Raw genomic sequence first — 22,758 nt, forward strand, 5'->3', positions numbered from 1 at the left:
GTCACAGTCGCAGCCGCGGCTGTGACGTGACGTGACGTGACCGGGACGGTGATTGCAGTACACCGACATATCGTTTGAGTCGGTTTTCCCGGGAGAGTGCAGAGGCGCGTCGCCGAGGCGAAGCCGACGGCCCTCACAAACCAAAACCGAAGCCCGTGGTTTCCCCTGCAGACCCGTCCGCGACGCACGTAGTGCGGAGTGGGAGCTGATGAGTCCTTTGTCACTAGCGCGGAACGTGGGAGAGCACGGATTCCAGTCGCACCACTACCCGCAGAAAACCACGGTGCCCACTTAGCATTAGCGGTTTGAGCTGCTTTCTTTTGCCTACTTTTCTTTGCAGCCGGCAAAGAAAAGTAGGTGCCCCCCGCACAGGGGGAACGCTAATAGACCACTAAAAATTCAAGGAAAGGCCAAAGCCCTAAGAACACGGCCAATGCCGCCGCAAAAGGCAAAAAAGATCATCTAACAGCCGACTTCCCATCCCCCAAAGGCTCCGCCTCCCCCTCCCCCCCCGCACCAGCATCCCGCGTCTCAGGCATCGCGGCCCACACCAGCAGCACGGCAAGTGCACCCGCCGCAGCAAGTCCAAAAAAGCTCACGGCGTTGCCAAAATGGTCCGCAACAAACCCGGCAGCCGTCGTGCTCAAAGTAGCCCCAATCCCCGCAGCCAACCCAAACAACCCGATACAAAGGTTATACCGCCCCTTCCCGCCGGCGACATCGGCGGCAATCAACGGCAGCATCACACCGAACACGGCCGCGCTCAGGCCGTCCAGCATCTGCACCGGCACCAGCAAATAAGGGCTGCTGATCCCGGCAAACAACAACGCCCGTATCGGCAACGCCGAAAACCCAAGCAGCAGAATCGGCCTGCGTCCCCACCGCTCGGCAGAGCGCCCAACCCATGGCGACATCATCGCCACAATCGCCTGCGGCACGATGATGCACGCGGCAATCACGAGCTGCACGTTGTCGCCCATGCCGGCCGTCACTTCACCCGCGGCGAGATTCAGCATCGCCGCATTCGACAAGTGGAACAGCACAATACAAGCCGCAAACAACAGCATCCGCTTGTCACGCAACAACTCGCGCAAACTCTCGCGCCGTTCGATCTGTGCCGGTGTCGGCCCAGCCTTCGGCAGCTCGATCGTGTCGGTACGCTGGATCATCGTCAGCGCAAAGAGCGCAGGGACCGCCAGCGCCGCGGTCAGCCAGAACACCGCGCGGGGTGAATAGTATTCGCCGAATACGCCCATCAGGCCGGCCGCGACGGCGCTGCCGATCGACGCCCAGCGCGCATTGCGTCCCAACCGGTCGCCCAGATTCGCACGCCCCACGAGAGCGAACGAAATGGCGGCCAATGCCGGCGTCAGCATGCAACTGGCAAACCCGTGGAACACCTCGGCGGCAATCACCGGCAGCACCGTCGGGCTCGCAGCGAGCAGCACCGCACTGAAGATGATCGCGAAGATCGCCCATGCAGCGGCGCCTTTCTTGTTGCGCAACGCGTCGACAGCAGCGCCGCCCGGCACCTGGCTCACCATCGCACTTATAGTGCCGACGGAGAGCGCCATGCCGATCTCGCCCTGGGTCCACTTGTGCGAGGCGAGATACGACGCAATGAACGGCCCGAAACCCGTCTGCACGTTGGCGACGAAAAAATTCAACCAATCGAGTGCACGCAAACTGCGCGCGGTGACTAAGGTCCGGCCTGTCATCGGGCCGCCCGTGCGTTGGAACCCGCCGTGACTGTGGCCGGCGCGGCAGAAGCTGCAGCGGCGGGAGCAGGCGCGGGAGCGGGAGCGGGTGGCGGCGCGGGCGACACCGCGCGGATCGGCTTGTCGCTGGCGTACGGCGGCGTCGCGTTGATCTGCGCATCGCTCAGATCGATCAGCGGATGCAGCTCCTTGTCTTTCGTAACGAAACGCAGGGCCGACCAGTTGGCGGCAATCGTGCGCCGCTCGGTGCTGACCATGCCGTTGACGTCGAGCACGACCGCCTGCGGCTGCGCGTTGGCGTCGATCAGCACGTCGATCACGCGGCCGACCTTGGCGCCGTTCGAGCGCTCGACGTCGGTGTCGATCAGCGGCAATTGCACGGCGGCGGACTTCGCCACGGGAGTCGGCGTGGCCGTCGCGTTGAGTGTGATCGGCGCGGTCTTCGCAGTGGGCGTGAAGCGGAACGCGCTCCACGGGAAATTGACCTTGCGATCGCCGACGCCGAGGAAGCCTTGCAGATTGACCACGATTTCGCGCGGCTTGCCGCTCGCATCGGCGATCAGATCGATCGCGCGGCCGACTACCTTGCCGTCGGGCTTCTGCACTTCGCTATCGAGCAAGGCACGCGCCTCGCTGCGCTCGATCGTGCGCAGCACGATCAGCGGCGCGGGCGCGGGCGGCGGCGGCGCGGGCGTGGCGACCGGCGGCGGAGGTTCGACCTTGCGCGGCTTGACGACCGGTTTTTTAGGCTTCTTCGGCTGTTCGGGTTCGGCCGCTTCAGTCTCGACGGGTTCCGGCGCGGAGGCGGCGACAGGCGCGCTCGCGGGTTCGACGGGCATCACCGTGGCGTCGACAATCGGCGCCTGTTGCGGGCCCCACAGCAGGCTGCAACCGGACAGCGCGAATAGCGCGAACACAGCAAGAAGCAGAAGACGCCAGGCAGGACGCGAAAAACCGCCGCTCATCAAGAAGGACTCCATGGGCCAGTGCGGACGGGCGCTGTGGACCGCCGCAGTTAAGTCACGCTTTAACTCAGGTAAGGGCCAGAGTGTAACCCGCGGCGCCGGGGCGGCCCGGTTTTGCAGGCTTTCTGACAGGTGTCCCCGGCGCACGATTCATGCCGCGTCGCGCGCTTCCGGCCACGACGTAGGCCCGTTTTTGCGCGCCGAACCCCTCAAAACCCTTTCACAACTCGATGACAAACCGTAGGTGTAAACGCGCGGAGCGTCCCCATGGTTTGCCGTCCCTTAAACGATATAAGCATCGCGACATGTCGAGCATGCCATTCATGCGATGGGAGACATATTTGTGTTGCCCTACATTTCGGGACAGCAAAAGAAGAACGGAGCATGCGGGTTGTCTGACGCATCGCCAGCCGACGTTCAAACCTTGCCACACCACATTAAATCAACGCAACGAGACGAACCTGATGGCGGCCGGAAACCGGGCCGTTTCAGCACGCTGATAAAGGAGGCACTCATCATGATGGAACCCCACGCCCAACCGATTTCTGAAGTCGGCGCCGAATCATTCGACGGAAAGGGCTTTCTCGACCGCTACTTCGAAATCTCTTCACGCGGCAGTTCGCAGCGTACGGAAATTGTGGCGGGCATCACGACCTTCCTCGCGATGGTCTATTCCGTGTTCGTCGTGCCGGGCATGTTCGGCCGCGCGGGCTTCGATACCAGCGCGGTGTTCGTCGCCGTGTGTCTGACCACTGCATTCGGCTCGCTGCTGATGGGCGTGTGGGCGCGTCTGCCGATTGCGATCGGCTGCGCGATTTCGCTCACCGCATTCACGGCGTTCGGCCTTGTGCTCGGTAAAGGTCTGCAGCCGAACGTCGCACTCGGCGCGGTGTTCCTGATGGGTGTCGTCTTCACCGGGATCTCGGTGACGGGCGTGCGTTCGTGGATTCTGCGCAATCTGCCGACGGGTATCGCTCACGGCACGGGGATTGGCATCGGCCTGTTCCTGCTCCTGATCGCCGCGAACGATGTGGGTCTGGTCGTCAAGAATCCGGGCGCAGGTTTGCCGGTGGCACTGGGCCATATCACGGCATTGCCGGCGATCATGTCGGTGGCGGGTCTGGCCGCGATCTTCGGTCTGGTGCGCCGTCGCGTGCCGGGTTCGATCCTGATCGTGATCGTCACGATCTCGCTGATTGCGCTCGCAATCGATCCGGCGGTGGCGTTCCACGGCGTGTTCGCACTGCCGTCGCTGAGCGCACCGGGTCACGCTTCGCTGATCGGCGCGATGGACATCAAGGGCGCGCTCTCGATGGCGGTCCTGCCTAGCGTGCTGGCACTCGTGATGACGGCCGTGTTCGACGCAACCGGCACGATTCGCGCCGTCGCCGGACAAGCCGGTCAACTCGACGAAAACGGCCGCATCATCAACGGCGGCCGCGCGCTGACGGCGGATTCGCTGAGCTCGATTTTCTCGGGCCTGCTCGGTGGCGCACCGGCTGCTGCCTACATCGAATCGACGGTCGGCGTGGCAGCGGGCGCGAAGACCGGCATGGCCGCAGCGGTGGTCGGCCTGCTGTTCCTGGTGGTGATGTTCTTCTCGCCGCTGGCCAGTCTCGTGCCTTCGTATGCAACGGCCCCGGCGCTGATGTACGTCGGCCTGCTGATGCTCTCGAACGTGAGCAAGCTGCATATGGACGACATGGTCGACGCGATGTCGGGCCTGATGTGCGCCGTCTTCATCGTGCTGACCGCCAACATCGTGACGGGCATCATGCTCGGCTTCGCAACGCTGGTGATCGGCCGCGTGGTGAGCGGCGAGTATCGCAAGCTGAATGTGGGCACGGTTGTCATCGCTGTCGTGCTGGTCGGTTTTTATCTCGGCGGTTGGGCGATCTGATTTTGCCGCATTGAGTTTCGCGCGGTTTGCTGTAACGCGAGAGTGGGGCGGGCTTGCCTTGCCGCTTCGCTCTAACGTGTAGTCGGTTGTTCTCCACCTTGACGCGGCGTATTGCAGAGTTTGAACTGCGGTGCGCCGCGTATCTTTTTTCCAGCGTCCCCTTCGCGCCGTCCTCTTCCTGCACGCTTTGAGAAAAGTGCGCACCTGTCCTTGACATCCTCACGCGTGTTTCTATACTTAACCCCATGGTTAAGTTTAATGAAACGTTACTCGATCGCACCTTTGCCGCGCTGTCCGATCCGACGCGGCGTGCGTTGCTCGCGCGTCTGTCTCAACTGAACGATCTGTCGGTCAGTGAGCTCGCCGAGCCGTTTGCGATGTCCTTGCCTGCGGTGATGAAACACCTCGACGTGTTGTCCGAGGCCGGTCTCATCACACGTAGCAAAACCGGCCGCACGGTGGCGTGCCGCCTGTCCGCCGGACCGATGGAGGAAGCCATGGAATGGCTCACTCGCTATCAGCGCTTCTGGTCCGAATCACTCGATCGTCTGGCCGCTTTTGTCGAAGAGGAACCGCCATGTCCGCCCAACCCAGCCTTACCCTCCAGCGTCGCCTCGACGCCGCGCCCGCCAAAGTCTTCCGCGCCTGGACGGAAGCGGCGCAATTCGTGAAATGGATGCATCCGACCGGCGCCGAGGTGATCCGCGCGGAAGTGGACGCACGCGTCGACGGGCGCTTCGCGGTCGGGTTTCGCAAGCCGGACGGCCAGCAGCTCGAAATCTATGGCCAGTATCGGGACGTGGTGCCCGACGCCAAACTGGTGTTCACCTGGACATGGCGTTCGAGCCCGGAGCAGGAGTCGCTTGTCACGGTGCTGTTGCGCCCGGACGGTGACGGTACGCTGCTGACGCTCACGCATGAACAGTTCATCAACGAAGAAGCGCGTGACCTGCATCAGTCCGGCTGGAGCTATGGCCTCGACGCACTGGAGCGCTACCTCGCCTGATTTCGCGTGATTTGTACTATCCAACCTGTACGACGCAGAGAAGGAGACGCACATGGAACCGCAACATCGTATCGGCACCAGGGAAGAATGGCTGGCCGCCAGCAAGGCGCTTCTGGTCGAAGAGAAAGCGTACACACGCGCCGGCGATGAACTCGCCCGCAAACGCCGGGCGCTGCCCTGGGTGAAGGTCGAGAAGACCTATGTATTCGAAACGCCGCAGGGTCCCAGGACGCTCGCCGATCTGTTCGGCGGCCGCAGCCAGTTGATCGTCTATCACTTCATGTTCGGCCCGGATTGGGAAGAGGGCTGTTTCGGCTGCTCGTTCGTGTCGGATCACATGGACGGCATCCTGACGCATCTCGAACATCACGACGTATCGTATGTAGCGGTCTCGCGTGGGCCGTTCGCGAAGATCGAGGCGTTCAAAAAACGCATGGGCTGGAAGTTTCCGTGGGTGTCGTCGAATGAGAGCGACTTCAATTTCGACTATCACGTGTCGTTCACGTCGGATGAGATCGCGAGCAAGAAGGGGTTCTATAACTTCACCGAGCAGGATGTCGGCATTGACGAGCTACCCGGTCACAGCGTGTTCTACAAGGACGCAGCGGGCAACGTCTATCACACGTATTCCACCTACGGGCGCGGCGGCGAGCAGTTCCTCGGCGCGTATGCCCATCTCGACGTGACGCCGAAGGGCCGCGAGGAAAAGAAGAATATGGGCGAGTGGCTCAAGCATCACGATCGCTATGAGGAGAAGGTGAGCGGTTGCGCCGCGTGCAGTTCCTGACGCGCGCCGGCCAGGAATAAGCGGGACGTCATGCCCCTTTGCGTCCCGCTTCATAGAACAGGGCGAACAACTCCGATTGCGAGTTGACGTTGAGCTTCGTATAGATGTGCTTCTTGTGCGCGCGCACCGTTTCGAATGAAATCGTCAATTTCTCCGCAATGGCGCGCGTTGAAAATCCGCTCAAGGTCAGCATCGCCACTTCCACTTCTCGCGCGGTGAGTGACGAGCGGCCGCCCGCCGACGACACCTGCTCGAAACGCGCGGCATAGGTAGGTGTATCCGCTGGGGCGTTCGTGTTGATACCTGCTTGCGTCACTGCCTCGCTCGAGGCCGGCTCCGGCGTATCGAATGTCTCATAGGGCAAACGCTGCCGCAGTAGCGCGATTACCCACGGCGCGCAGAGCGCGAGTACCGCCAGATCGCGCTCGCCGTAGCGCTGCGTTGCGCCCAGCGAGAACGCCAGCGTATGCCTTGCGTCTATCATGTAGTTGAAATGCACTTCATCGCCGACGATGTTTTTCCTGAAGTACCGCTGGTAGTAGTCGGTCATCGAGAAGTTGTCGGGCGCGACGTCCGCCAGCGTGACGAAGCCCGATGCGGGCTTCTCGGTCGCGGCGATATAAAACGGATCGAGTTGATAGAGCGCGGCGAGATAGTCCTGGAACATCACGTCTACCGTGCCGTCCGGTGTGGGCGATTCTGCGCAGACGAGCGGCGCCATGCCTGGCGTGAAGCGCAGGGCGACCCAGTTGTCGAACACGACATAGCGTTCGAGCGCGCGTGTGAGGCGAGTCCAGAACTGCGCGCTGTCGAGTGCTTCGATAACCGCGCCGATCTCACGATGAAAGGCCAGATCGCGCCATTCGAGTTCCATGCGTGCTCCGTTGAGGGTAACCCTGCCGGGTGATTACGGACAAAAATATGTCTGGTAATAATAGGCCCAACCTGAAACGCGGGCGCCTGACAACAGCCGCAATTTAACGCGAAGCAGATTGCTAAGCACCGGAGACAAAAATGCTTCAACTCGAACTGGCACAGATCCCAATCGTGGATGGCGCGGCAGGCGTCGGCGGTAAAAACGTGCAACGTGTGCTGCAAACCATCGGGCAACGCGCGGCCGGAACCGATCTGATCGTGTTTCCGGAGACCACGCTGTCGGGTTTTCCGACGCGCGACACCATCGGCGACGTGGCCGAACCGATCCACGGGCCATCGCTGACCGCCGTGCGCGACGCGGCGCGCGAAGCACGGGTTGCGGTGGCAGTCGGTCTCGCCGAGCGTGACGGCAGCCGCTTTTTCAACACCACGGTGCTGGTCGACGAACGCGGCGAGATCGCGCTGCGCTATCGCAAGACGCATCTGTGGGCGTCGGACGTCGGTGTATTCGAACCGGGCGACCGTTACGAAGTGTGCAGCTTCAAGGGCCTGACCGTTGGCCTGCTGGTCTGCTACGACATCGAATTTCCCGAAACGGCGCGTGCGGTTGCCTCGCTCGGCGCCGATCTCCTGATCGTGACGAACGGCAACATGGATCCGTTCGGGCCGGTGCACCGCCGGGCAATCGTGGCGCGCGCGATGGAGAATCAGATGTTCGCGGCGCTTGTGAATCGCATCGGTTCGGGCGACGACAATCTCACGTTCCCCGGTGAGTCGGCGCTGATCGATCCGTTAGGCGACGTGGTGTGCGACGCCGGCCACGAAGAAACGGTCCTGCGCGCCACGCTCGATCCCGCTCGTCTCGAAGGCGCGCGCGAACACTATCGTTATCTGCATGACGCGCGTATTGCGCTCGACCTCGCGACGCTGGACGGCGAGCAAGGGCAACGTGCGCGTGTGATCCGGGCGCGCTAAGGCGCGTGCGCAGGCCAGGCAGGTGCGCACATCTACGCGCATCACGTCAGGCAAAGAATCATCGGCGCGACTTCCGCGCACTCAGCAAGACTGATCGACAAAACCCGACCAGGGCGCGTTCAACGTCGCCCTCGCCGACGCTCGCCCATTCGCAAGAGGAGACACCGTATGACCCCGACATCCCCCACGGAGCGCGCCGGCGCACCTGCCGCGCCACAAAGCGCGCATCTGAAGCGCACACTCGGCCTGCCTTCGGTTTTGCTGTTCGGCCTCGCCTATATGGCGCCGCTGATCGTCTACGGCACCTACGGCGTGCTGGCGAGTGCCAGCAACGACACCGCCGCGCTCGCGTATCTGATTGCCCTGATCGCGATCGTGTTCACCGCGCTCAGTTACGGCAAGCTCGCGCGGCTTTTCCCGGTAGCGGGGTCAGCCTACACATACACGCGCAAAAGCTTCAATCCGCATCTGGGTTTCATGATCGGCTGGGCCACCTTGCTCGATTACTTTTTCTTGCCGATGGTGATCTGGCTGATCGGCGCCGCGTATCTCAGCGCCGCGTTTCCGCACATTCCGAGCTGGATCTGGATCGTCGCGTTCATTGTGTTGACGAGCGTGCTGAATATTCTCGGCATCGAACTCGCGAACCGTTTCAACATCGTGCTGATGGTCGTGCAACTCGCGATCGTCGCCTTGTTCGTTGTGCTGTGCTGCCACTACGTCACCGCGGCGGCCGGTCCCGGCGGCCTGATTTCGGCCGAGCCGTTTTTCAAGCCGCATGTGCCGTTCTCGGCGACGATGGCAGGCGCCGCGATTGCTGCTTATTCGTATCTCGGCTTCGACGCGGTGTCGACGTTGACCGAAGAAACGATCGCACCTGAAAAGACCATGCCACGGGCGATTGTGCTGATTGCGCTGATCGGCGGCGCGATCTTCGTGATCGCCGCGTACACGGTGCAGCTCGCGCATCCTGGTGCGGTGTTCAAGGACCCGGATTCGGCCGCCTTCGAAGTGGCGCGCAAAGTCGGTGGCGATATCTTCGTGACGGTGTTTCTGGCCGGCCTGATTCTCGCGCAGTTCGCCTCGGGCATCTCGGCGCAGGCAAGCGTGGGGCGTCTGCTGTATGCAATGGGGCGCGACGAAGTCTTGCCCAAACGCATCTTCGGTTTCGTGCATCCGAAGTTCAAGACGCCGGCGCTGAACATCGCGATCGCGGGTGCAATTGGGCTTGTCGCATTGAAGCTCGATGTGGCGACCTCGACCTCGTTCATTAATTTCGGCGCGTTTCTCGCGTTCACCGCGGTTAATCTGTGTGTGATCCGGCAGTTCTTCAACGCGAAGGGCAGTGCGAATGCGATGAGTGTGATCGGTGGTCTGCTGTTTCCGCTGGCTGGTGCGATTGCGGATATCTGGCTGCTGGTGAGTCTGGAGAAAACCGCACTGGTGCTTGGCGCAGTGTGGTTCGTGCTGGGCTTGTGCTATCTCGGCTGGATCACGCGCTGTTTCCGCCGCGCGCCGCCGGAAGTCGCGGTCTGATAAGTAATGGCGCTGCAGCGCGCAGCGCCGAACTCACAACGCCATATCGAAGGCGGGTTTGACGAACAGTTCAATCGCCATCACGATAAGGCTCATCACGGCCGCGGACAGCGTCAACGTGCCGTACTCGTCGTAGCGCGCATCGTATAAGCACGCTACGACGAAAATAATCGCCAGCAGGTTGGTGAGCCAGTCGAAATTCAACGCCAAGGTCATCGATCAAATCCGGGCTTACGCGCGACTCGTATCGTCGGATCGCGCTATTACGTGAGCCGGATTCTAGCGAGTTGAGCTTACGGATTTGCTACGCCTGGGCTTACATGGATTACGCCCCAGCGGGAGTCCCCTTAGGTTAATTCCCGAAGGACCTCACCTGGCGGCCATCATGTCGTGCTCGATCCAGTCGATCACCGACGTGCGTTTGGGCTGCCAGCCGAGCAGTGTGCGCGCACGCTCACCGCGCACCCGGCTGTTCGATCCCAGCCCGTACGAAGCCATTTCGTAACCCCATTCCTTCTGCGCTTCTGCGAGCGGCCAGTCTTGCGGCTCGCCCAGTTTCATCACGCGGGCAATCGCGGCGCTCATGTCGCGAAACGACGCCTCGCCGCTTTCGACGAAGTAGAAGGTGCCCGCCGGCGTCTTCTCCAACGCAAGGCGATAGAGTTCGGCGACGTCGCCGATATGCACGTTCGACCAGATGTTGCCGCCGCTGCCCACATGCCGCACCACGCCGCTCTTTTGCGCCTGACGCACGAGACGTGGCAGCTGCACGCTTGCGCTGCCCGGCACGTCGCCGTGGCCATAGATCAGCGTGTTGCACAGCACCGCCGAGCGGATGTTCCGCTGCGCGGCATCGAGTATGAGTTGATCGATGGCGACGCGTGCCGCTTTGTCCGCGGTCGGCACGGGCAGTGCGTCTTCGTGATAGATGCGCGCTTCGCCCGCTTCACCACCCGACGCGTCACCGACGATGCTCGAGCCACTCGTATGCAGAAACGGCTTGCCGGAACCGGCGAGGCCGTCGATCAGCGCTTTCACTGCGCCTTCATGGTCGCTGCTCGCGGCGTTGATGACTGCGTCGGCGGCTTTGGCTTCAGCAATCAGCAGTTCGCGGTCGTCGAGCGTGCCGATCACGGGTTCGATACCGAGGCGTTGCAACTCAGCGCTGTGTTCGGGCTTGCGGATCAAGCCGCGCACATGGTGGCCGGCGCGCACGAGGTGCGCCGCGATCGAACCGCCGATAAAGCCGCTTGCGCCAGTAATGAAAATCTTCAAGACGTTCTCCTAAGGTGGAAACATCGAAAATACGATGACATGGACGCAGTATCCGCCGTCTTGATTCTCGCAAAAAGCGTGTTAGTCTCAAATCAATCTTGACTTTAAATCAACAATGAAGACTTCCACCGACGAATTACTGGTGTTCGCGACGGTGATCGACTGCGGTTCGATCACGGCGGCGGCCGAGAAATTGCAGCAGACCGTCTCCGGCGTGAGCCGTGCGCTTACACGCCTCGAAAAGAAACTCGACACCGCGCTGGTGAGGCGCACCACGCGTCGTCTACAACTGACAGAAGAGGGCGAGGCGTTCCTGCGGCGGGCGCGGGCGATTCTCGATGCGATGGAAGAGGCCGAGGAATCCGTCACGCGCGGACGCGAGCGGCCTTCGGGGCGTTTGCGTGTCGATGCGGCGTCGCCGTTCATGCTCCATTGCGTGGCGCCTCATATGAAGGCGTTTTCGGCGCTGTATCCGGAGATTCGTCTGGAGTTGACGAGCAACGAGCGGATCGTCGATCTGCTCGAACAGAAGGTGGACATCGCGATCCGCATCGGCGCGCTGCAGGACTCGACCCTGCACGCACGCACCCTGGGCAGTAGCAAGCTGCGGGTGCTCGCGAGTCCGGCGTATCTGGCTGAATACGGCGAGCCGCGTTCGGTGGAAGCGTTGCGCTCGCACCGTCTGATCGGCTTCACGGCGCCGGAGCATCTGAATCGCTGGCCGTTGCGGACGGCTGGAAAGGGCAAGTCGGAGACGCTGAAGATCGAGCCGGCAATCACCGCATCGAGCGGCGAGACCTTGCGGCAACTGGCGTTGTCGGGATGGGGCATCGCCTGTCTCGCCGACTTCATGACCGCGGCCGACGTGCGCGAAGAGCGGCTGGTGCCGATTCTCGGCAACGTGCTGGTGGATGAGCGGCAGCCGGTGAGCGCGGTGTATTACCAGAGCGCGTCGCTGGCGGGGCGCGTGCAGTGTTTCCTGGATTTCATGGTGGCGCGGGTGAGGCTGTAGGGAACCGCGTCGAGTTTTTTGTCCGCTTGCTGCCCTGTATTTTGAACGTGTATATACAAGTTGCTTGTCGCGACGAACGAACGCGATGCGGCGCACGCGGACATCCGAAACGCCCGGCTCAAGCGAGATGTGTGCCACGTAAGCTCCCGGCTCTAATGGAAACCCCCAGGCCCGAAGCTGCAAAAACAAGTTGTATATACAAGCGAGCGTCGCTAAACTTCATCTTGAATTGTATAGACAAGACAGGACACAACACCATGATGATTCTGAAGCCCGGCTACCTGACCCTCCCGCAACTGCGCCAGATCGCTCGCGGGCACGTTGCGCTGCAACTCGATCCCGCCAGCCACGCCGCCATCGACGCCTGCGCTAAAGCCGTCGCCGATATCGCCGCGAAGGGCGAACCGGCATACGGTATCAACACGGGTTTCGGGCGCCTCGCCAGCACGCACATTCCGCATGACCAGCTCGAACTGCTGCAGCGCAATCTGGTGCTGTCGCACGCGGTCGGCGTGGGTGAGCCGATGTCGCGTCCGGTCGTGCGTCTGTTGATCGCGCTGAAGCTGTCGAGCCTCGGCCGCGGCCACTCGGGCATCCGCCGCGAAGTGATGGAAGCGCTGATCACGCTGTACAACGCCGACGTGCTGCCGGTGATCCCGGTCAAGGGTTCGGTCGGCGCATCGGGCGACCTCGCGCCGCTCGCGCATATGTCTGCAACCCTGCTGGGCGTCGGCGAAGTGTTCGCGAAGGGCGAGCGCATGCCGGCTACCGAAGGCCTCGCGCTGGTTGGCCTGAAGCCGCTCACGCTGCAAGCGAAAGAAGGTCTGGCGCTGCTGAACGGCACGCAAGCCTCGACCGCGCTCGCGCTCTACAACATGTTCGCGATCGAAGACCTGTTCCGCACCGCATTGGTGGCGGGCGCGTTGTCGGTGGATGCAGCAGCGGGTTCGGTCAAGCCGTTCGACGCGCGTATTCACGAACTGCGCGGTCATCAAGGCCAGACGGACGCGGCAGCTGCTTACCGTTCGCTGTTGCAAGGCTCGGGCATCAATGTCTCGCACGCCGATTGCGACAAGGTTCAGGACCCGTACAGCCTGCGCTGCCAGCCGCAAGTGATGGGCGCGTGTCTGGACCAGATGCGTCATTCGGCCGACGTGCTGCTGATCGAAGCGAACGCCGTCTCCGACAATCCGCTGATTTTCCCGGACACGGGCGAAGTGCTGTCGGGCGGCAATTTCCATGCTGAGCCGGTCGCATTTGCCGCTGACAACCTCGCGCTTGCCGTCGCTGAAATCGGCGCGTTGGCCGAACGCCGCATCGCGCTCCTGATCGACGCGACGCTGTCGGGCCTGCCGCCTTTCCTCGTGCGTGACGGTGGGGTGAACTCGGGTTTCATGATTGCTCACGTGACAGCCGCGGCACTCGCCTCCGAGAACAAGACGCTCGCGCATCCGGCTTCGGTCGATTCGCTGCCTACTTCGGCGAACCAGGAAGATCACGTTTCAATGGCCACGTTCGCTGCGCGCAAGCTTGGCGACATCGCTGAAAACGTCGCGAATATTCTGTCGATCGAGTTGCTCGCCGCCGCGCAAGGCGTCGATCTGCGCGCACCGCACAAGACCAGCCCGAGCCTGCAGAAAGTGATGGATGCCGTGCGCAAGGACGTCGCGCATTACGAGCTCGATCACTATTTCGCACCGGATATCGCGGCCGTTACGCGTCTCGTGCAGGACGGCACGATCGCGAAGCTGAGCCCGTTCTCGTTCGCGTCCGAGCAGTAAGCTCGAACATCACGTTTCAAGCACGCCAATCAAGCCAATGAACGCACCGGCCTATCAGGGCATCAAGGACTTCATCCTCGGCCGCATCCATGCGGGCGAATGGGCTGAAGGAGACCAGGTGCCCTCCGAAAACGAGCTCGCCCGTGAATTCAACGTCGCGCGCATGACGGTCAACCGCGCGTTGCGCGAGCTGACTTCGGAGCAGGTGCTGACGCGTGTGCAGGGCTCGGGCACATTTGTCGCCCGGCCCAAGTACGAATCGACTCTGGTGGCGATCCGCAGTATTTCCGACGAAATCGTCGCGCGCGGTCATCGCCATCAGGCGAACGTGCTGCACATCGGTGCGAGCATCGCCGACGAAGCGCTTGCCGAAGAAATGCAGGTGAGCGCGGGCAGTCCGGTGTTTCATTCACGCGTGCTGCATTTCGAAAACGACGAACCGGTGCAACTCGAAGAGCGCTGGGTCAATCCCGCGGTCGCGCCCGAGTACGCCTTGCAGGACTTCACGAACACCACGCCGAATCAGTATCTGGTGCGAGTGGCGCCGTTGCAGCGCGTCGAGTACCGCATCGAAGCCCTGGCTGCCGATGCTGATACCCGCGAGCTGCTGACGATGGATGAACTCGAACCGTGCCTCGTGCTGCATCGGCGCACGTGGTCGCAAAGCCAGGTCGCCTCGATCGCCAATCTCTGGCATCCCGGCAGCCGCTATCGCTTCACCGGACATTTCTGATTTCGCCGCTTTTAAAGACCCGTTTTTAAAGACCGTTTCCGACTCTTTTTCCTGAACTTCTCCCGCACATTTTCAAGCATCCCGAGGGCCACCATGAACAACCCGAAACACATCGACCCGCGTCTGGACCCGACCCGCACGATCCGCGCACCGCGCGGCGCGGAAAAGACCTGCAAGACCTGGATCGCGGAAGCCGCGTACCGGATGATCCAGAACAATCTGGACCCCGAAGTCGCTGAGCATCCGCACGCGCTGGTTGTGTACGGCGGTATTGGCCGTGCCGCGCGTAACTGGGATTGCTTCGATCAGATTCTCACGTCGCTGAAAGACCTCGAAGAGAACGAGACGCTGCTGATTCAATCGGGTAAGCCGGTCGGCGTGTTCAGGACGCATGCGGACGCACCGCGTGTGTTGCTGGCGAATTCGAATCTGGTGCCGCATTGGGCGACGTGGGAACACTTCCACGAACTCGATCGCAAGGGCCTGATGATGTACGGGCAGATGACGGCGGGCAGCTGGATCTACATCGGCAGCCAGGGCATCGTGCAGGGCACCTATGAGACTTTCTTCTCGGTGGCGAACCAGCATTTCAACGGCGATCCTTCGGGCCGCTGGATTCTGACGGGTGGTCTTGGCGGCATGGGCGGCGCGCAGCCGCTGGCCGCAACCATGGCCGGCTTCTCGATGATCGCGGTGGAATGCGACGAGACGCGTATCGACTTCCGTCTCAAGACCCGTTACGTCGACAAGAAAGCAGCGACGCTCGACGAAGCTCTCGCCATGCTGGAAGAAGCGAAGAAGGCAGGCAAGCCGGTGTCGATCGGTCTGCTCGGCAACGCGGCAGATGTGTTCGCCGAATGCGTGACGCGTGGCATCACGCCGGATTGCGTGACCGACCAGACCAGCGCACACGATCCGATTCATGGCTACCTGCCGCAAGGCTGGAATGTCGAAGACTGGCGCGAGCGTCAGAAGACGGTGCCGGACAGCATCGTGCTGCCCGCCAAGCAGTCGATGGCCAAGCAGGTGCAGGCGATGCTGACGCTGCAGGAACGCGGCGCGGCCACGCTCGACTACGGTAACAACATCCGCCAGATGGCGCTGGAAATGGGCGTCGAAAACGCCTTCGATTTCCCGGGCTTCGTGCCGGCGTATATCCGCCCGCTGTTCTGCGAAGGCAAGGGTCCGTTCCGCTGGGTCGCGCTGTCGGGCGATCCGGAAGATATCTACAAGACCGATGCGAAGGTCAAGGAATTGATCCCTGACGATCCGCATCTGCACAACTGGCTCGACATGGCGCGCGAACGTATTGCGTTCCAGGGCCTGCCGGCGCGGATCTGCTGGGTCGGCGTGAAGGATCGTTATCGTTTGGGCCAGGCGTTCAATGAAATGGTCCGGAACGGCGAGTTGAAGGCGCCGATCGTGATCGGCCGCGATCACCTCGATACGGGTTCGGTGGCGAGCCCGAATCGCGAAACCGAATCGATGAAAGATGGCTCGGACGCAGTCAGCGACTGGCCGTTGCTCAACGCACTGCTGAACACGGCAGGCGGCGCGTCGTGGGTCTCGCTGCATCATGGCGGCGGCGTGGGCATGGGCTTCAGCCAGCACTCGGGCGTCGTGATCGTCGCAGACGGCACCGATGCTGCGAAGGAGCGCCTCGGCCGCGTGCTGTTCAACGATCCGGCGACCGGCGTGATGCGTCACGCGGATGCGGGCTATGAACTCGCGCAGGAAACGGCGCGCGAGGCAGGCCTGAATCTGCCGATGCTGGGCCGCTGATCGTGGCGGTTGTCCCTAACGTGGCAACCACGACGCTCATCCGCGGCGCCGACCTCGTGGCGGCGCCGTGGAAGAACGGCGGCGGCGTCACGCGCGAAGTGGGGGCGTTTCCCGCCGGCGCAGGGCTCGATGCATTCACGTGGCGCGTGAGCATCGCCGACGTGGCGCAAGCGGGGCCGTTCTCGCGTTTCGCAGGTATCGACCGCACGCTGGTGTTGTTGTCGGGCGCGGGCATGCTGCTCGACGAAACGGACGACACCGGTGCTCATGCCGTGAAGACGTACGCGTTGACTCAGCCGCTCGATATCGCGCAGTTTGCGGGCGAAGCGAAAATCGACGCACGCCTTGTCGACGGCGCCACGCGCGACTTCAACCTGATGGTCCGCCGAGGCGCGGCGGTTGGCGAAACTGAGGTATGGCGCGGCACTACGCAACGTACCTTGTCCGCCGACGTGGTGTTGTTGTTCTGCGCAAGCGGCTCGGTTTCGGTCACGCTCGGTGGCGAAGCCCAACCGCAAGTGCTCGAAGCTGACGACACACTGCGCATCGACACACCGAACGTGCTGTCATGCGTGGTCGAGGGCGCGGGCGCATTGCTCGCGATCAGCATCCGCTACACGTGATCACCGCAACGATGACGACGATTCGCGTACGCGCTTAAATCCTGCCAAAGGCCCGGCAAAGGCTAGGCAAAGGCCAGGCAAGCGCGCCGCGAACCACCACAGACACGCAACGAGCTGCAAAGAGCACGCGATGAAGCAAACCGTCTGGCATCACCTGAAACTCTGCCCTGAGGGCGATCCCCAACACACGCTGCCCGATGCTGCGATTGCCGTTGAAAACGGCAAGATCGCATGGCTCGGCGCGGCGTCTGAATTACCGGCTCAATATGCCGCATGGCCGCGCGAAGATCTGCGCGGCGCGTGGGTGACGCCGGGTCTGGTCGATTGCCATACGCACCTCGTGTACGGCGGCCAGCGCGCGGATGAATTCGCGCAGCGTCTCGCGGGTGTCAGTTATGAAGAAATCGCGCGGCAGGGCGGGGGCATCGTTTCGACGGTGCGCGCCACGCGTGCCGCCGACGAAGACTCGCTGTTCCGTCAATCGGCCGCGCGCCTCGAACCGCTGCTCGCCGAAGGCGTCACCGCGGTCGAAATCAAATCCGGCTACGGGCTCGATCTCGCGAGCGAGCGCAAGATGCTGCGTGTCGCGCGCCAGTTGGGCGAGCGTTATCCGGTGTCGGTGTACACAACGTTCCTCGGTGCGCACGCCTTACCGCCTGAATTCGCGGGAAGAGCCGACGCGTACATCGACGAAGTCTGCAACACGATGCTGCCCGCACTCGCCGACGAAGGACTGGTCGACGCCGTCGACGTGTTCTGCGAGCGCATCGGTTTTTCGCTGGAACAAAGCGAGCGTGTGTTCCAGGCCGCGGAGCGCTATAAATTGCCGGTGAAAATGCACGCCGAGCAGTTGTCGAACGGCGGCGGCACGGCATTGGCCGCGCGTCACCATGCACTGTCCGCGGATCACCTTGAATTCCTCGACGAAGCGGGCGTCGCCGCGATGAAAGCGTCCGGCACCGTTGCCGTTCTGCTGCCGGGCGCGTACTACTTCATCCGCGAGACGCAATTGCCGCCTCTGGATTTGCTGCGGCGCTATGAGGTGCCGATCGCGATTTCGACCGACAGCAATCCCGGAACGTCGCCCACCACCTCGCTGTTGCTGATGATGAACATGGCGACCACGTTGTTCCGCATGACCGTGCCCGAAGTGCTGCAAGGCGTGACCACGCATGCGGCGCGTGCGCTCGGCAAGGCGGACCAGCATGGCTCGCTGCAAGCCGGGCGCGCGGCGGATTTTGCGGTGTGGTCGGTGGATTCGCTTGCCGAGCTGGCTTACTGGATTGGGCGTCCGTTGTGCGCGCGAGTCGTGCGCGCAGGCGAGACTGTTTATACACGGCGTGATTTGAGCTAGGGCCTGAGAGATGATGCAATCAAAACAATCACTATTCGCCGATCACGCCTATCTACCCGACGGCTGGCGCCGCAATGTGCTGCTGGAATGGGACGCTAACGGTACGCTGACATCCGTGACGCCCGATACGGCATCGGTTCCCGACGGTGTGCAAAAAGCCGCCGGCCCGGTGTTGCCAGGCATGCCGAATCTTCACTCGCATGCGTTTCAACGCGCAATGGCCGGCCTGACCGAATATCGTGCGAACGCAACGGACAACTTCTGGAGCTGGCGCGATCTGATGTACCGCTTCGCTGCGCGGATCACGCCGGAAGGGCTCGCTGCCGTCGCGCAGTGGCTGTACATCGAGATGTTGAAGGCGGGTTACACGTCGGTCTGCGAATTCCACTACGTGCACCACACGCCGGACGGCAGCCGCTATTCGAATCAGGCGGAACTGGCGCAGCGTGTAGTGGACGCCGCTTCAGCGAGCGGCATCGGTATGACAATGCTGCCCGTGCTGTATCAGTACAGCGGCTTCGGCTCGCGCCCCCCGCGCGAAGATCAGCAGCGTTTCATCAACACGCCGGAGAGTCTGCTCGATCTGCTCGGCACGGTGCGCGCGGCGCGTCCCGAGAGTGCGGCGTTGCGTTATGGCGTCGCGCCGCATTCGTTGCGTGCGGTATCGGCCGATTCTTTGCACACGTTGCTGAATGGCATCGATCGAACTGCGCCGGTTCACATCCATATCGCCGAGCAAACCGCCGAAGTCGACGCCTGCCTCGAAACCGAAGGTGCGCGGCCGGTGCAGTGGCTGCTCGATCGTTTCGACGTGGACAGCCGCTGGTGCCTCGTGCACGCCACGCATGTCGATGCGAACGAAACGCTGGCGCTCGCGAAGAGCGGCGCAGTCGCGGGTCTGTGTCTGACTACCGAAGCAAATCTCGGCGACGGCATTTTTCCGGCGCAAGAGTATCTCGACGCGCAAGGGCGCATCGGGGTCGGATCGGATAGCCATATCGGCGTCGACTGGCGGGCGGAATTGCGTTTGCTGGAATACGGCCAGCGCCTGACACGCCGTCAGCGCAATGTGCTGGCATCGGCGCAGGCCACGCATGTGGCCGATCGTCTGTTCGACGCGGCGCTCGAAGGCGGCGCGCATGCCACGGGTCGCGCAGTGGGTGCATTACAGGCCGGCCGTCGTGCCGACTGGCTGGTGCTCGACCCGGATCATTCGAGCATTGCCGAGCACGCGCCGAACGCGTGGCTCTCGGGCGTTGTATTCTGCGAACATGGCGAGACGCCGATTCGCGACGTCTACGCGGGCGGCGACAAGGTCGTGGACAATCGCCGTCATCGCGATGAAGAGGGCGCTTACGCGCGTTATCGCGGGGCGCTGGCCGATTTGCTCAAGTAAACTACTGACGCCGTTGGCTGAAGCCGCGTGCTGAAGCGAAGCGCTCGCATGAACGGCTGAACACGCTGAGCCTTCGATTTTTATCGATCCCATCGATTCCGGACTGACATGACTGCTTCGTCTACTACTACTCCGCCGGTTCTATCGCTGCATCAGGGAAGCTTGCCGTTGCTGATTTCGATCCCGCATCTGGGCACGCAAATCCCCGCCGATATCGCCGCAACGATGACACCGGTCGCGCAGCGCACTGACGACTGCGACTGGCATCTCGACCGTCTCTACGCGTTTGCGAAACGCATGGGCGCGTCGATCCTCGCGCCGACCTACGCGCGTTACGTGATCGACCTGAACCGTCCGCCCGACGGCGCGAATCTGTATCCGGGGCAGGACACCACCGGCTTGCTGCCGGTCGATACCTTCGACAAGGAACCCTTGTACCTCGACGGCCATCTGCCGGACGACGCCGAAATCGCGCGTCGCCGCGAGGCTTACTGGAAGCCCTATCACGACGCGCTAACGGGTGAGATTGCCGCGCTGAAGGCGAAGCACGGCAAGGTGCTGCTGTGGGAAGCGCATTCGATCCGCTCGCACGTGCCGCGTTTTTTCGAAGGCCGTCTGACGGATTTCAACTTCGGCACGTCGAACGGCGCCAGCGCGGTGGCCGGATTAGGCGAGGAACTGGCTGCTGTGGTCGAGCGGCATGGCGGTTATTCGTCGATTGCCAATGGGCGCTTCAAGGGCGGGTATATCACGCGGCAGTACGGGCAGCCGTCGCAGGGCGTGCATGCGGTCCAGCTCGAGTTGTCGCAGATTACGTATATGGAAGAGCAGATGCCGTATGCGTATGACGAAACGCTGGCGTTGAAGATCGAGCCCTTGCTGGAAGAGCTCGTGATGACGGCGTTGGAGCGCGTTAAAGCAGCCTAAAGCGGCTTAACGGCGGCAGCTTGATGGCAGACGCCTCACTTCGCTGCCGTCATGGGTATCCATTTCATCTTTTCCACGCGGTTCGCCGCGCTTCGCATTCCGCGAGGCCGCGACCGCGTCGGCTCACACCGCAAAGGTGTAACAGCATGTGTCCGTGATTGCATGCTGCGGCGTTCGCGCCGAACGTATAGAGCGTCGCAGGTTTCGCTGAAGCTCTGACTGAAGCCTCGTCAGAGCGGAGCCGGTGGAGCGGCTACAAAAAAGCCCCGCTTGTGGCGAGGCTTTTCGATGCGCGCGCGGTATGGGGCGCTGCGTAACGCTCAGTGGCAGCGACGTTCCCAGTGATGGTGGACGCGCACCTTGTGGCATTCGCGGTGGTGCTCGTAAGCTTGAGCGGGAGCGATCGCGCTCAGGGCGACGATCGTTGCTGCGACGGCGAGGACAATTTTCTTCATTACAAAATCCTTAAATCATGGTGGTGGTGCTAACGCTGCAGCACGTGGCGTGCCACAACGGGTCGAAAGGATGCCACACATCGGGCGCGCAGCGAAGGAACGCTGACCGAATGCATGGGTCAACTCAAAACGCCTGCCTTCGTGGCGTTTTATCCCCGGGCAGCGGCGCGCCATAGCGTGTCATTTCGATACCTCGACAGTCGCGGGATGCGCGCGGGCATTGCGCCCCATACGCTGAAGCGGCTACCCTTTCAGAACGATGACGTGTGAAAAGCGCGTCGTCCGTACATCGGGCAAAAAGATGGAAGACCCAGCGATGGAAGATTCCGACGAATTGCTACTCCCGGTCTGGCGAGCGAACCTGGTGCTGCTGACCCGTGAGGTCGGCGCCGCGACGCGTCTCGCGCGCATGATGACCTTTTCAGCCAGCTACCTCAAATTGATGCTGTCCGGCCAGCGCGAATTCAGCGAGGAGTTCGTGCGCGGTATCGAAGCGGTCACCGGCTTGCCGGCCGGCTGGATGAACGTGTCGCATACCGAGCAGGACATACCGGCCAACGCGCGCGAAGCGATCGACAACGAACAGCCGCTTGCGCGTTTTCGCGGCACGGCGCATCCGGTGCGCAAGAAGACGGTGCTGCGGCCACCCGAGCCGATTTTCGGCCAGACGGCGCCGGCCAAACGCGTGGAAGAAGAGACACTCGACGCCGAAGCGCATCGGCGTCAGGCTCACTTCCGCAAGGTCCGCGATCTGGCGATACAGGACGTGCGGCGTTTCGAGCGCCATTTGAGTCATGCACCGGTGGAGCTTGCGTCGGTGCGATCGAAAGTGGAGGACGTGATTGCCGCGGCCGATCTCGACGACCCGATTCAGGCCGACCTGGCGGGCCGGCTCGAGCAGATTGAAAAGCATCGGCACTTGCTGCTCAGGCATGTGGAGCGCTTGCAGGCTTTGCTTGCGCAGATTGGGGGAGGGGATTGAAGCTTGCAGCCGGGCGTCGTTGTTGCATTCAGGCTTGTTGAACCAGTTAAACCTGTTGATCGTCCGGCCGCAACCTAGCGCCTGCGTCGCGCGTGAAATTCCGCCTCGAGCGTCCACGTCACGCCATCCTGCGCCAGTGCGACGCCGGTCCAGCGGAACGAATCCCTCGTGATATCGGTGAAATTCCACCGAATCGGCGTGCCGTTCGCGTGGGTGCCGATCTGCACGAGATCATCGCCGATGCGCCGGCCGATCAGTTCATCGCGCTGACCGGTCAGCGGATTCATGTAAGTCACGCGCCAGGCGCGCAGCGCCGGGTCCCACACGCGCAGCGTGGTGCCGTACATCGTGTCGGCGGCCGTGAGCCCCGCATGATGTTCGCGGCAGGGCGGCATGATCCACACGTCCTGCACGGCGCGGCCCTCCAGCACCCAGCCGAAATGAATCTCACCGCGGCGGCGCGCGTTGCCGAGGTCGACGCGGTAATGCAGCACGTCCATGTCCCAACTACCGATCAGCCAGCCGTAGAGGTCGTCGGCGGCGTCGATGTCGGCGGCTCGCGCCGGGGCGCTCAAGGCGGTGTGAAAGCGGCAATCGACGGTGTCATCCAGCATGTTCATCGTATGTGCTCCTTCGGGTGTCCGGTGAAAGCGGCATTGCGATAACAGGCAGAAC

At 62.4% G+C, this 22,758-nt stretch carries 22 protein-coding genes; 15 read left to right on the forward strand and 7 right to left on the reverse strand.

Annotated features, from left to right (window positions below):
- Window positions 1–458 precede the first annotated feature (458 nt).
- Together R8871_RS27295 and R8871_RS27300 are read right to left on the reverse strand one after the other, a co-directional pair.
- Window positions 459–1,718 carry an MFS transporter gene (locus tag R8871_RS27295; RefSeq protein WP_175053256.1) on the reverse strand — a complete coding sequence of 420 codons (1,260 nt, stop codon included), beginning with the start codon at window positions 1,716–1,718 and terminating at the stop codon, window positions 459–461.
- On the reverse strand, window positions 1,715–2,683 hold the full coding sequence (locus R8871_RS27300) for a PRC-barrel domain-containing protein (protein WP_175053541.1): 969 nt from the start codon (window positions 2,681–2,683) through the stop codon (window positions 1,715–1,717). The genes R8871_RS27295 and R8871_RS27300 overlap by 4 nt, the downstream gene beginning before the upstream one ends.
- Window positions 2,684–3,200: 517 nt before the next feature.
- Here R8871_RS27300 and R8871_RS27305 point away from each other — a divergent pair.
- The 4 genes from R8871_RS27305 (at window position 3,201) to R8871_RS27320 (ending at window position 6,376) form a co-directional block, all read left to right on the forward strand.
- The gene (locus R8871_RS27305; protein ID WP_175053257.1) at window positions 3,201–4,583 is read left to right on the forward strand and encodes an NCS2 family permease; all 1,383 of its coding nucleotides are present in this window, start codon (window positions 3,201–3,203) and stop codon (window positions 4,581–4,583) included.
- Window positions 4,584–4,828: 245 nt separating this feature from the next.
- Complete coding sequence (locus tag R8871_RS27310; RefSeq protein ID WP_175053258.1) at window positions 4,829–5,254, forward strand: ArsR/SmtB family transcription factor; 426 nt, start codon at window positions 4,829–4,831, stop codon at window positions 5,252–5,254.
- Complete coding sequence (locus tag R8871_RS27315; protein ID WP_175053259.1) at window positions 5,161–5,589, forward strand: SRPBCC family protein; 429 nt, start codon at window positions 5,161–5,163, stop codon at window positions 5,587–5,589. The genes R8871_RS27310 and R8871_RS27315 overlap by 94 nt, the downstream gene beginning before the upstream one ends.
- Window positions 5,590–5,641: 52 nt before the next feature.
- Window positions 5,642–6,376, forward strand: coding sequence for a DUF899 domain-containing protein (locus R8871_RS27320; protein WP_175053260.1), 735 nt, complete (start codon window positions 5,642–5,644; stop codon window positions 6,374–6,376).
- Window positions 6,377–6,404: 28 nt separating this feature from the next.
- Here R8871_RS27320 and R8871_RS27325 read toward each other — a convergent pair whose 3' ends face one another.
- Window positions 6,405–7,250 carry a response regulator transcription factor gene (locus R8871_RS27325; protein ID WP_175053261.1) on the reverse strand — a complete coding sequence of 282 codons (846 nt, stop codon included), beginning with the start codon at window positions 7,248–7,250 and terminating at the stop codon, window positions 6,405–6,407.
- A 140-nt stretch (window positions 7,251–7,390) separates the two neighbouring features.
- Between R8871_RS27325 and R8871_RS27330 the strand changes: the two genes are divergently transcribed.
- Window positions 7,391–8,227, forward strand: coding sequence for a carbon-nitrogen hydrolase family protein (locus tag R8871_RS27330; protein WP_175053262.1), 837 nt, complete (start codon window positions 7,391–7,393; stop codon window positions 8,225–8,227).
- A gap of 168 nt (window positions 8,228–8,395) precedes the next feature.
- Window positions 8,396–9,763, forward strand: coding sequence for an APC family permease (locus R8871_RS27335; RefSeq protein WP_175053263.1), 1,368 nt, complete (start codon window positions 8,396–8,398; stop codon window positions 9,761–9,763).
- Between the two features lie 33 nt (window positions 9,764–9,796).
- Here R8871_RS27335 and R8871_RS27340 read toward each other — a convergent pair whose 3' ends face one another.
- Together R8871_RS27340 and R8871_RS27345 are read right to left on the reverse strand one after the other, a co-directional pair.
- A complete protein-coding gene (locus R8871_RS27340; protein WP_175053264.1) occupies window positions 9,797–9,979 on the reverse strand; it encodes a hypothetical protein in 183 nt (60 codons plus the stop codon).
- Window positions 9,980–10,132: 153 nt separating this feature from the next.
- Window positions 10,133–11,038, reverse strand: coding sequence for an NAD-dependent epimerase/dehydratase family protein (locus R8871_RS27345; protein ID WP_175053265.1), 906 nt, complete (start codon window positions 11,036–11,038; stop codon window positions 10,133–10,135).
- A 115-nt stretch (window positions 11,039–11,153) separates the two neighbouring features.
- On the opposite strand from R8871_RS27345, the gene R8871_RS27350 reads away from it, so the two are divergent.
- The 8 genes from R8871_RS27350 (at window position 11,154) to hutG (ending at window position 20,646) form a co-directional block, all read left to right on the forward strand.
- Window positions 11,154–12,050 (forward strand): LysR family transcriptional regulator, encoded by an 897-nt coding sequence (locus R8871_RS27350; RefSeq protein ID WP_175053266.1) that lies wholly within the window; start codon window positions 11,154–11,156, stop codon window positions 12,048–12,050.
- A 257-nt stretch (window positions 12,051–12,307) separates the two neighbouring features.
- Window positions 12,308–13,831 (forward strand): histidine ammonia-lyase, encoded by a 1,524-nt coding sequence (gene hutH / locus R8871_RS27355; RefSeq protein WP_175053267.1) that lies wholly within the window; start codon window positions 12,308–12,310, stop codon window positions 13,829–13,831.
- Between the two features lie 37 nt (window positions 13,832–13,868).
- Entirely contained in the window at window positions 13,869–14,564 is a 696-nt protein-coding gene (hutC, locus tag R8871_RS27360) for a histidine utilization repressor (protein WP_054040559.1), read from the forward strand.
- Between the two features lie 93 nt (window positions 14,565–14,657).
- Window positions 14,658–16,346, forward strand: coding sequence for a urocanate hydratase (gene hutU / locus R8871_RS27365; RefSeq protein ID WP_093646762.1), 1,689 nt, complete (start codon window positions 14,658–14,660; stop codon window positions 16,344–16,346).
- A gap of 20 nt (window positions 16,347–16,366) precedes the next feature.
- Complete coding sequence (locus R8871_RS27370) at window positions 16,367–16,969, forward strand: HutD/Ves family protein (RefSeq protein WP_246287772.1); 603 nt, start codon at window positions 16,367–16,369, stop codon at window positions 16,967–16,969.
- Window positions 16,970–17,099: 130 nt separating this feature from the next.
- A complete protein-coding gene (gene hutI / locus R8871_RS27375) occupies window positions 17,100–18,323 on the forward strand; it encodes an imidazolonepropionase (RefSeq protein ID WP_175053269.1) in 1,224 nt (407 codons plus the stop codon).
- 10 nt (window positions 18,324–18,333) lie between these two features.
- On the forward strand, window positions 18,334–19,719 hold the full coding sequence (locus tag R8871_RS27380; protein ID WP_175053270.1) for a formimidoylglutamate deiminase: 1,386 nt from the start codon (window positions 18,334–18,336) through the stop codon (window positions 19,717–19,719).
- Between the two features lie 108 nt (window positions 19,720–19,827).
- Window positions 19,828–20,646, forward strand: a complete 819-nt coding sequence (gene hutG / locus R8871_RS27385; RefSeq protein ID WP_175053271.1) for an N-formylglutamate deformylase — start codon at window positions 19,828–19,830, stop codon at window positions 20,644–20,646.
- Window positions 20,647–20,966: 320 nt separating this feature from the next.
- On the opposite strand, the gene R8871_RS38765 is transcribed toward hutG, so the two are convergent.
- Window positions 20,967–21,101: a hypothetical protein gene (locus R8871_RS38765; protein WP_281370256.1), complete on the reverse strand. Its 135-nt coding sequence runs from the start codon at window positions 21,099–21,101 to the stop codon at window positions 20,967–20,969.
- Between the two features lie 316 nt (window positions 21,102–21,417).
- On the opposite strand from R8871_RS38765, the gene R8871_RS27390 reads away from it, so the two are divergent.
- A complete protein-coding gene (locus R8871_RS27390; protein ID WP_175053272.1) occupies window positions 21,418–22,083 on the forward strand; it encodes a hypothetical protein in 666 nt (221 codons plus the stop codon).
- A gap of 74 nt (window positions 22,084–22,157) precedes the next feature.
- On the opposite strand, the gene R8871_RS27395 is transcribed toward R8871_RS27390, so the two are convergent.
- Window positions 22,158–22,703 carry a hypothetical protein gene (locus R8871_RS27395; RefSeq protein WP_175053273.1) on the reverse strand — a complete coding sequence of 182 codons (546 nt, stop codon included), beginning with the start codon at window positions 22,701–22,703 and terminating at the stop codon, window positions 22,158–22,160.
- Between the last annotated feature and the right edge of the window lie 55 nt (window positions 22,704–22,758).

Origin of the sequence: Paraburkholderia sediminicola (assembly GCF_902859805.1) — a bacterium.
Taxonomy (GTDB): domain Bacteria; phylum Pseudomonadota; class Gammaproteobacteria; order Burkholderiales; family Burkholderiaceae; genus Paraburkholderia; species Paraburkholderia sediminicola.

What these genes read in the sequence shown, in the direction of transcription:
- R8871_RS27295 (WP_175053256.1), bottom strand. Translation starts at nt 1,718, where the DNA reads ATGACAGGCCGGACCTTAGTCACCGCGCGCAGTTTGCGTGCACTCGAT.
- R8871_RS27300 (WP_175053541.1), bottom strand. Translation starts at nt 2,683, where the DNA reads ATGAGCGGCGGTTTTTCGCGTCCTGCCTGGCGTCTTCTGCTTCTTGCT.
- R8871_RS27305 (WP_175053257.1), top strand. Translation starts at nt 3,201, where the DNA reads ATGATGGAACCCCACGCCCAACCGATTTCTGAAGTCGGCGCCGAATCA.
- R8871_RS27310 (WP_175053258.1), top strand. Translation starts at nt 4,829, where the DNA reads ATGGTTAAGTTTAATGAAACGTTACTCGATCGCACCTTTGCCGCGCTG.
- R8871_RS27315 (WP_175053259.1), top strand. Translation starts at nt 5,161, where the DNA reads ATGTCCGCCCAACCCAGCCTTACCCTCCAGCGTCGCCTCGACGCCGCG.
- R8871_RS27320 (WP_175053260.1), top strand. Translation starts at nt 5,642, where the DNA reads ATGGAACCGCAACATCGTATCGGCACCAGGGAAGAATGGCTGGCCGCC.
- R8871_RS27325 (WP_175053261.1), bottom strand. Translation starts at nt 7,250, where the DNA reads ATGGAACTCGAATGGCGCGATCTGGCCTTTCATCGTGAGATCGGCGCG.
- R8871_RS27330 (WP_175053262.1), top strand. Translation starts at nt 7,391, where the DNA reads ATGCTTCAACTCGAACTGGCACAGATCCCAATCGTGGATGGCGCGGCA.
- R8871_RS27335 (WP_175053263.1), top strand. Translation starts at nt 8,396, where the DNA reads ATGACCCCGACATCCCCCACGGAGCGCGCCGGCGCACCTGCCGCGCCA.
- R8871_RS27340 (WP_175053264.1), bottom strand. Translation starts at nt 9,979, where the DNA reads ATGACCTTGGCGTTGAATTTCGACTGGCTCACCAACCTGCTGGCGATT.
- R8871_RS27350 (WP_175053266.1), top strand. Translation starts at nt 11,154, where the DNA reads ATGAAGACTTCCACCGACGAATTACTGGTGTTCGCGACGGTGATCGAC.
- hutH (WP_175053267.1), top strand. Translation starts at nt 12,308, where the DNA reads ATGATGATTCTGAAGCCCGGCTACCTGACCCTCCCGCAACTGCGCCAG.
- hutC (WP_054040559.1), top strand. Translation starts at nt 13,869, where the DNA reads ATGAACGCACCGGCCTATCAGGGCATCAAGGACTTCATCCTCGGCCGC.
- hutU (WP_093646762.1), top strand. Translation starts at nt 14,658, where the DNA reads ATGAACAACCCGAAACACATCGACCCGCGTCTGGACCCGACCCGCACG.
- hutI (WP_175053269.1), top strand. Translation starts at nt 17,100, where the DNA reads ATGAAGCAAACCGTCTGGCATCACCTGAAACTCTGCCCTGAGGGCGAT.
- R8871_RS27380 (WP_175053270.1), top strand. Translation starts at nt 18,334, where the DNA reads ATGATGCAATCAAAACAATCACTATTCGCCGATCACGCCTATCTACCC.
- hutG (WP_175053271.1), top strand. Translation starts at nt 19,828, where the DNA reads ATGACTGCTTCGTCTACTACTACTCCGCCGGTTCTATCGCTGCATCAG.
- R8871_RS38765 (WP_281370256.1), bottom strand. Translation starts at nt 21,101, where the DNA reads ATGAAGAAAATTGTCCTCGCCGTCGCAGCAACGATCGTCGCCCTGAGC.
- R8871_RS27390 (WP_175053272.1), top strand. Translation starts at nt 21,418, where the DNA reads ATGGAAGATTCCGACGAATTGCTACTCCCGGTCTGGCGAGCGAACCTG.
- R8871_RS27395 (WP_175053273.1), bottom strand. Translation starts at nt 22,703, where the DNA reads ATGAACATGCTGGATGACACCGTCGATTGCCGCTTTCACACCGCCTTG.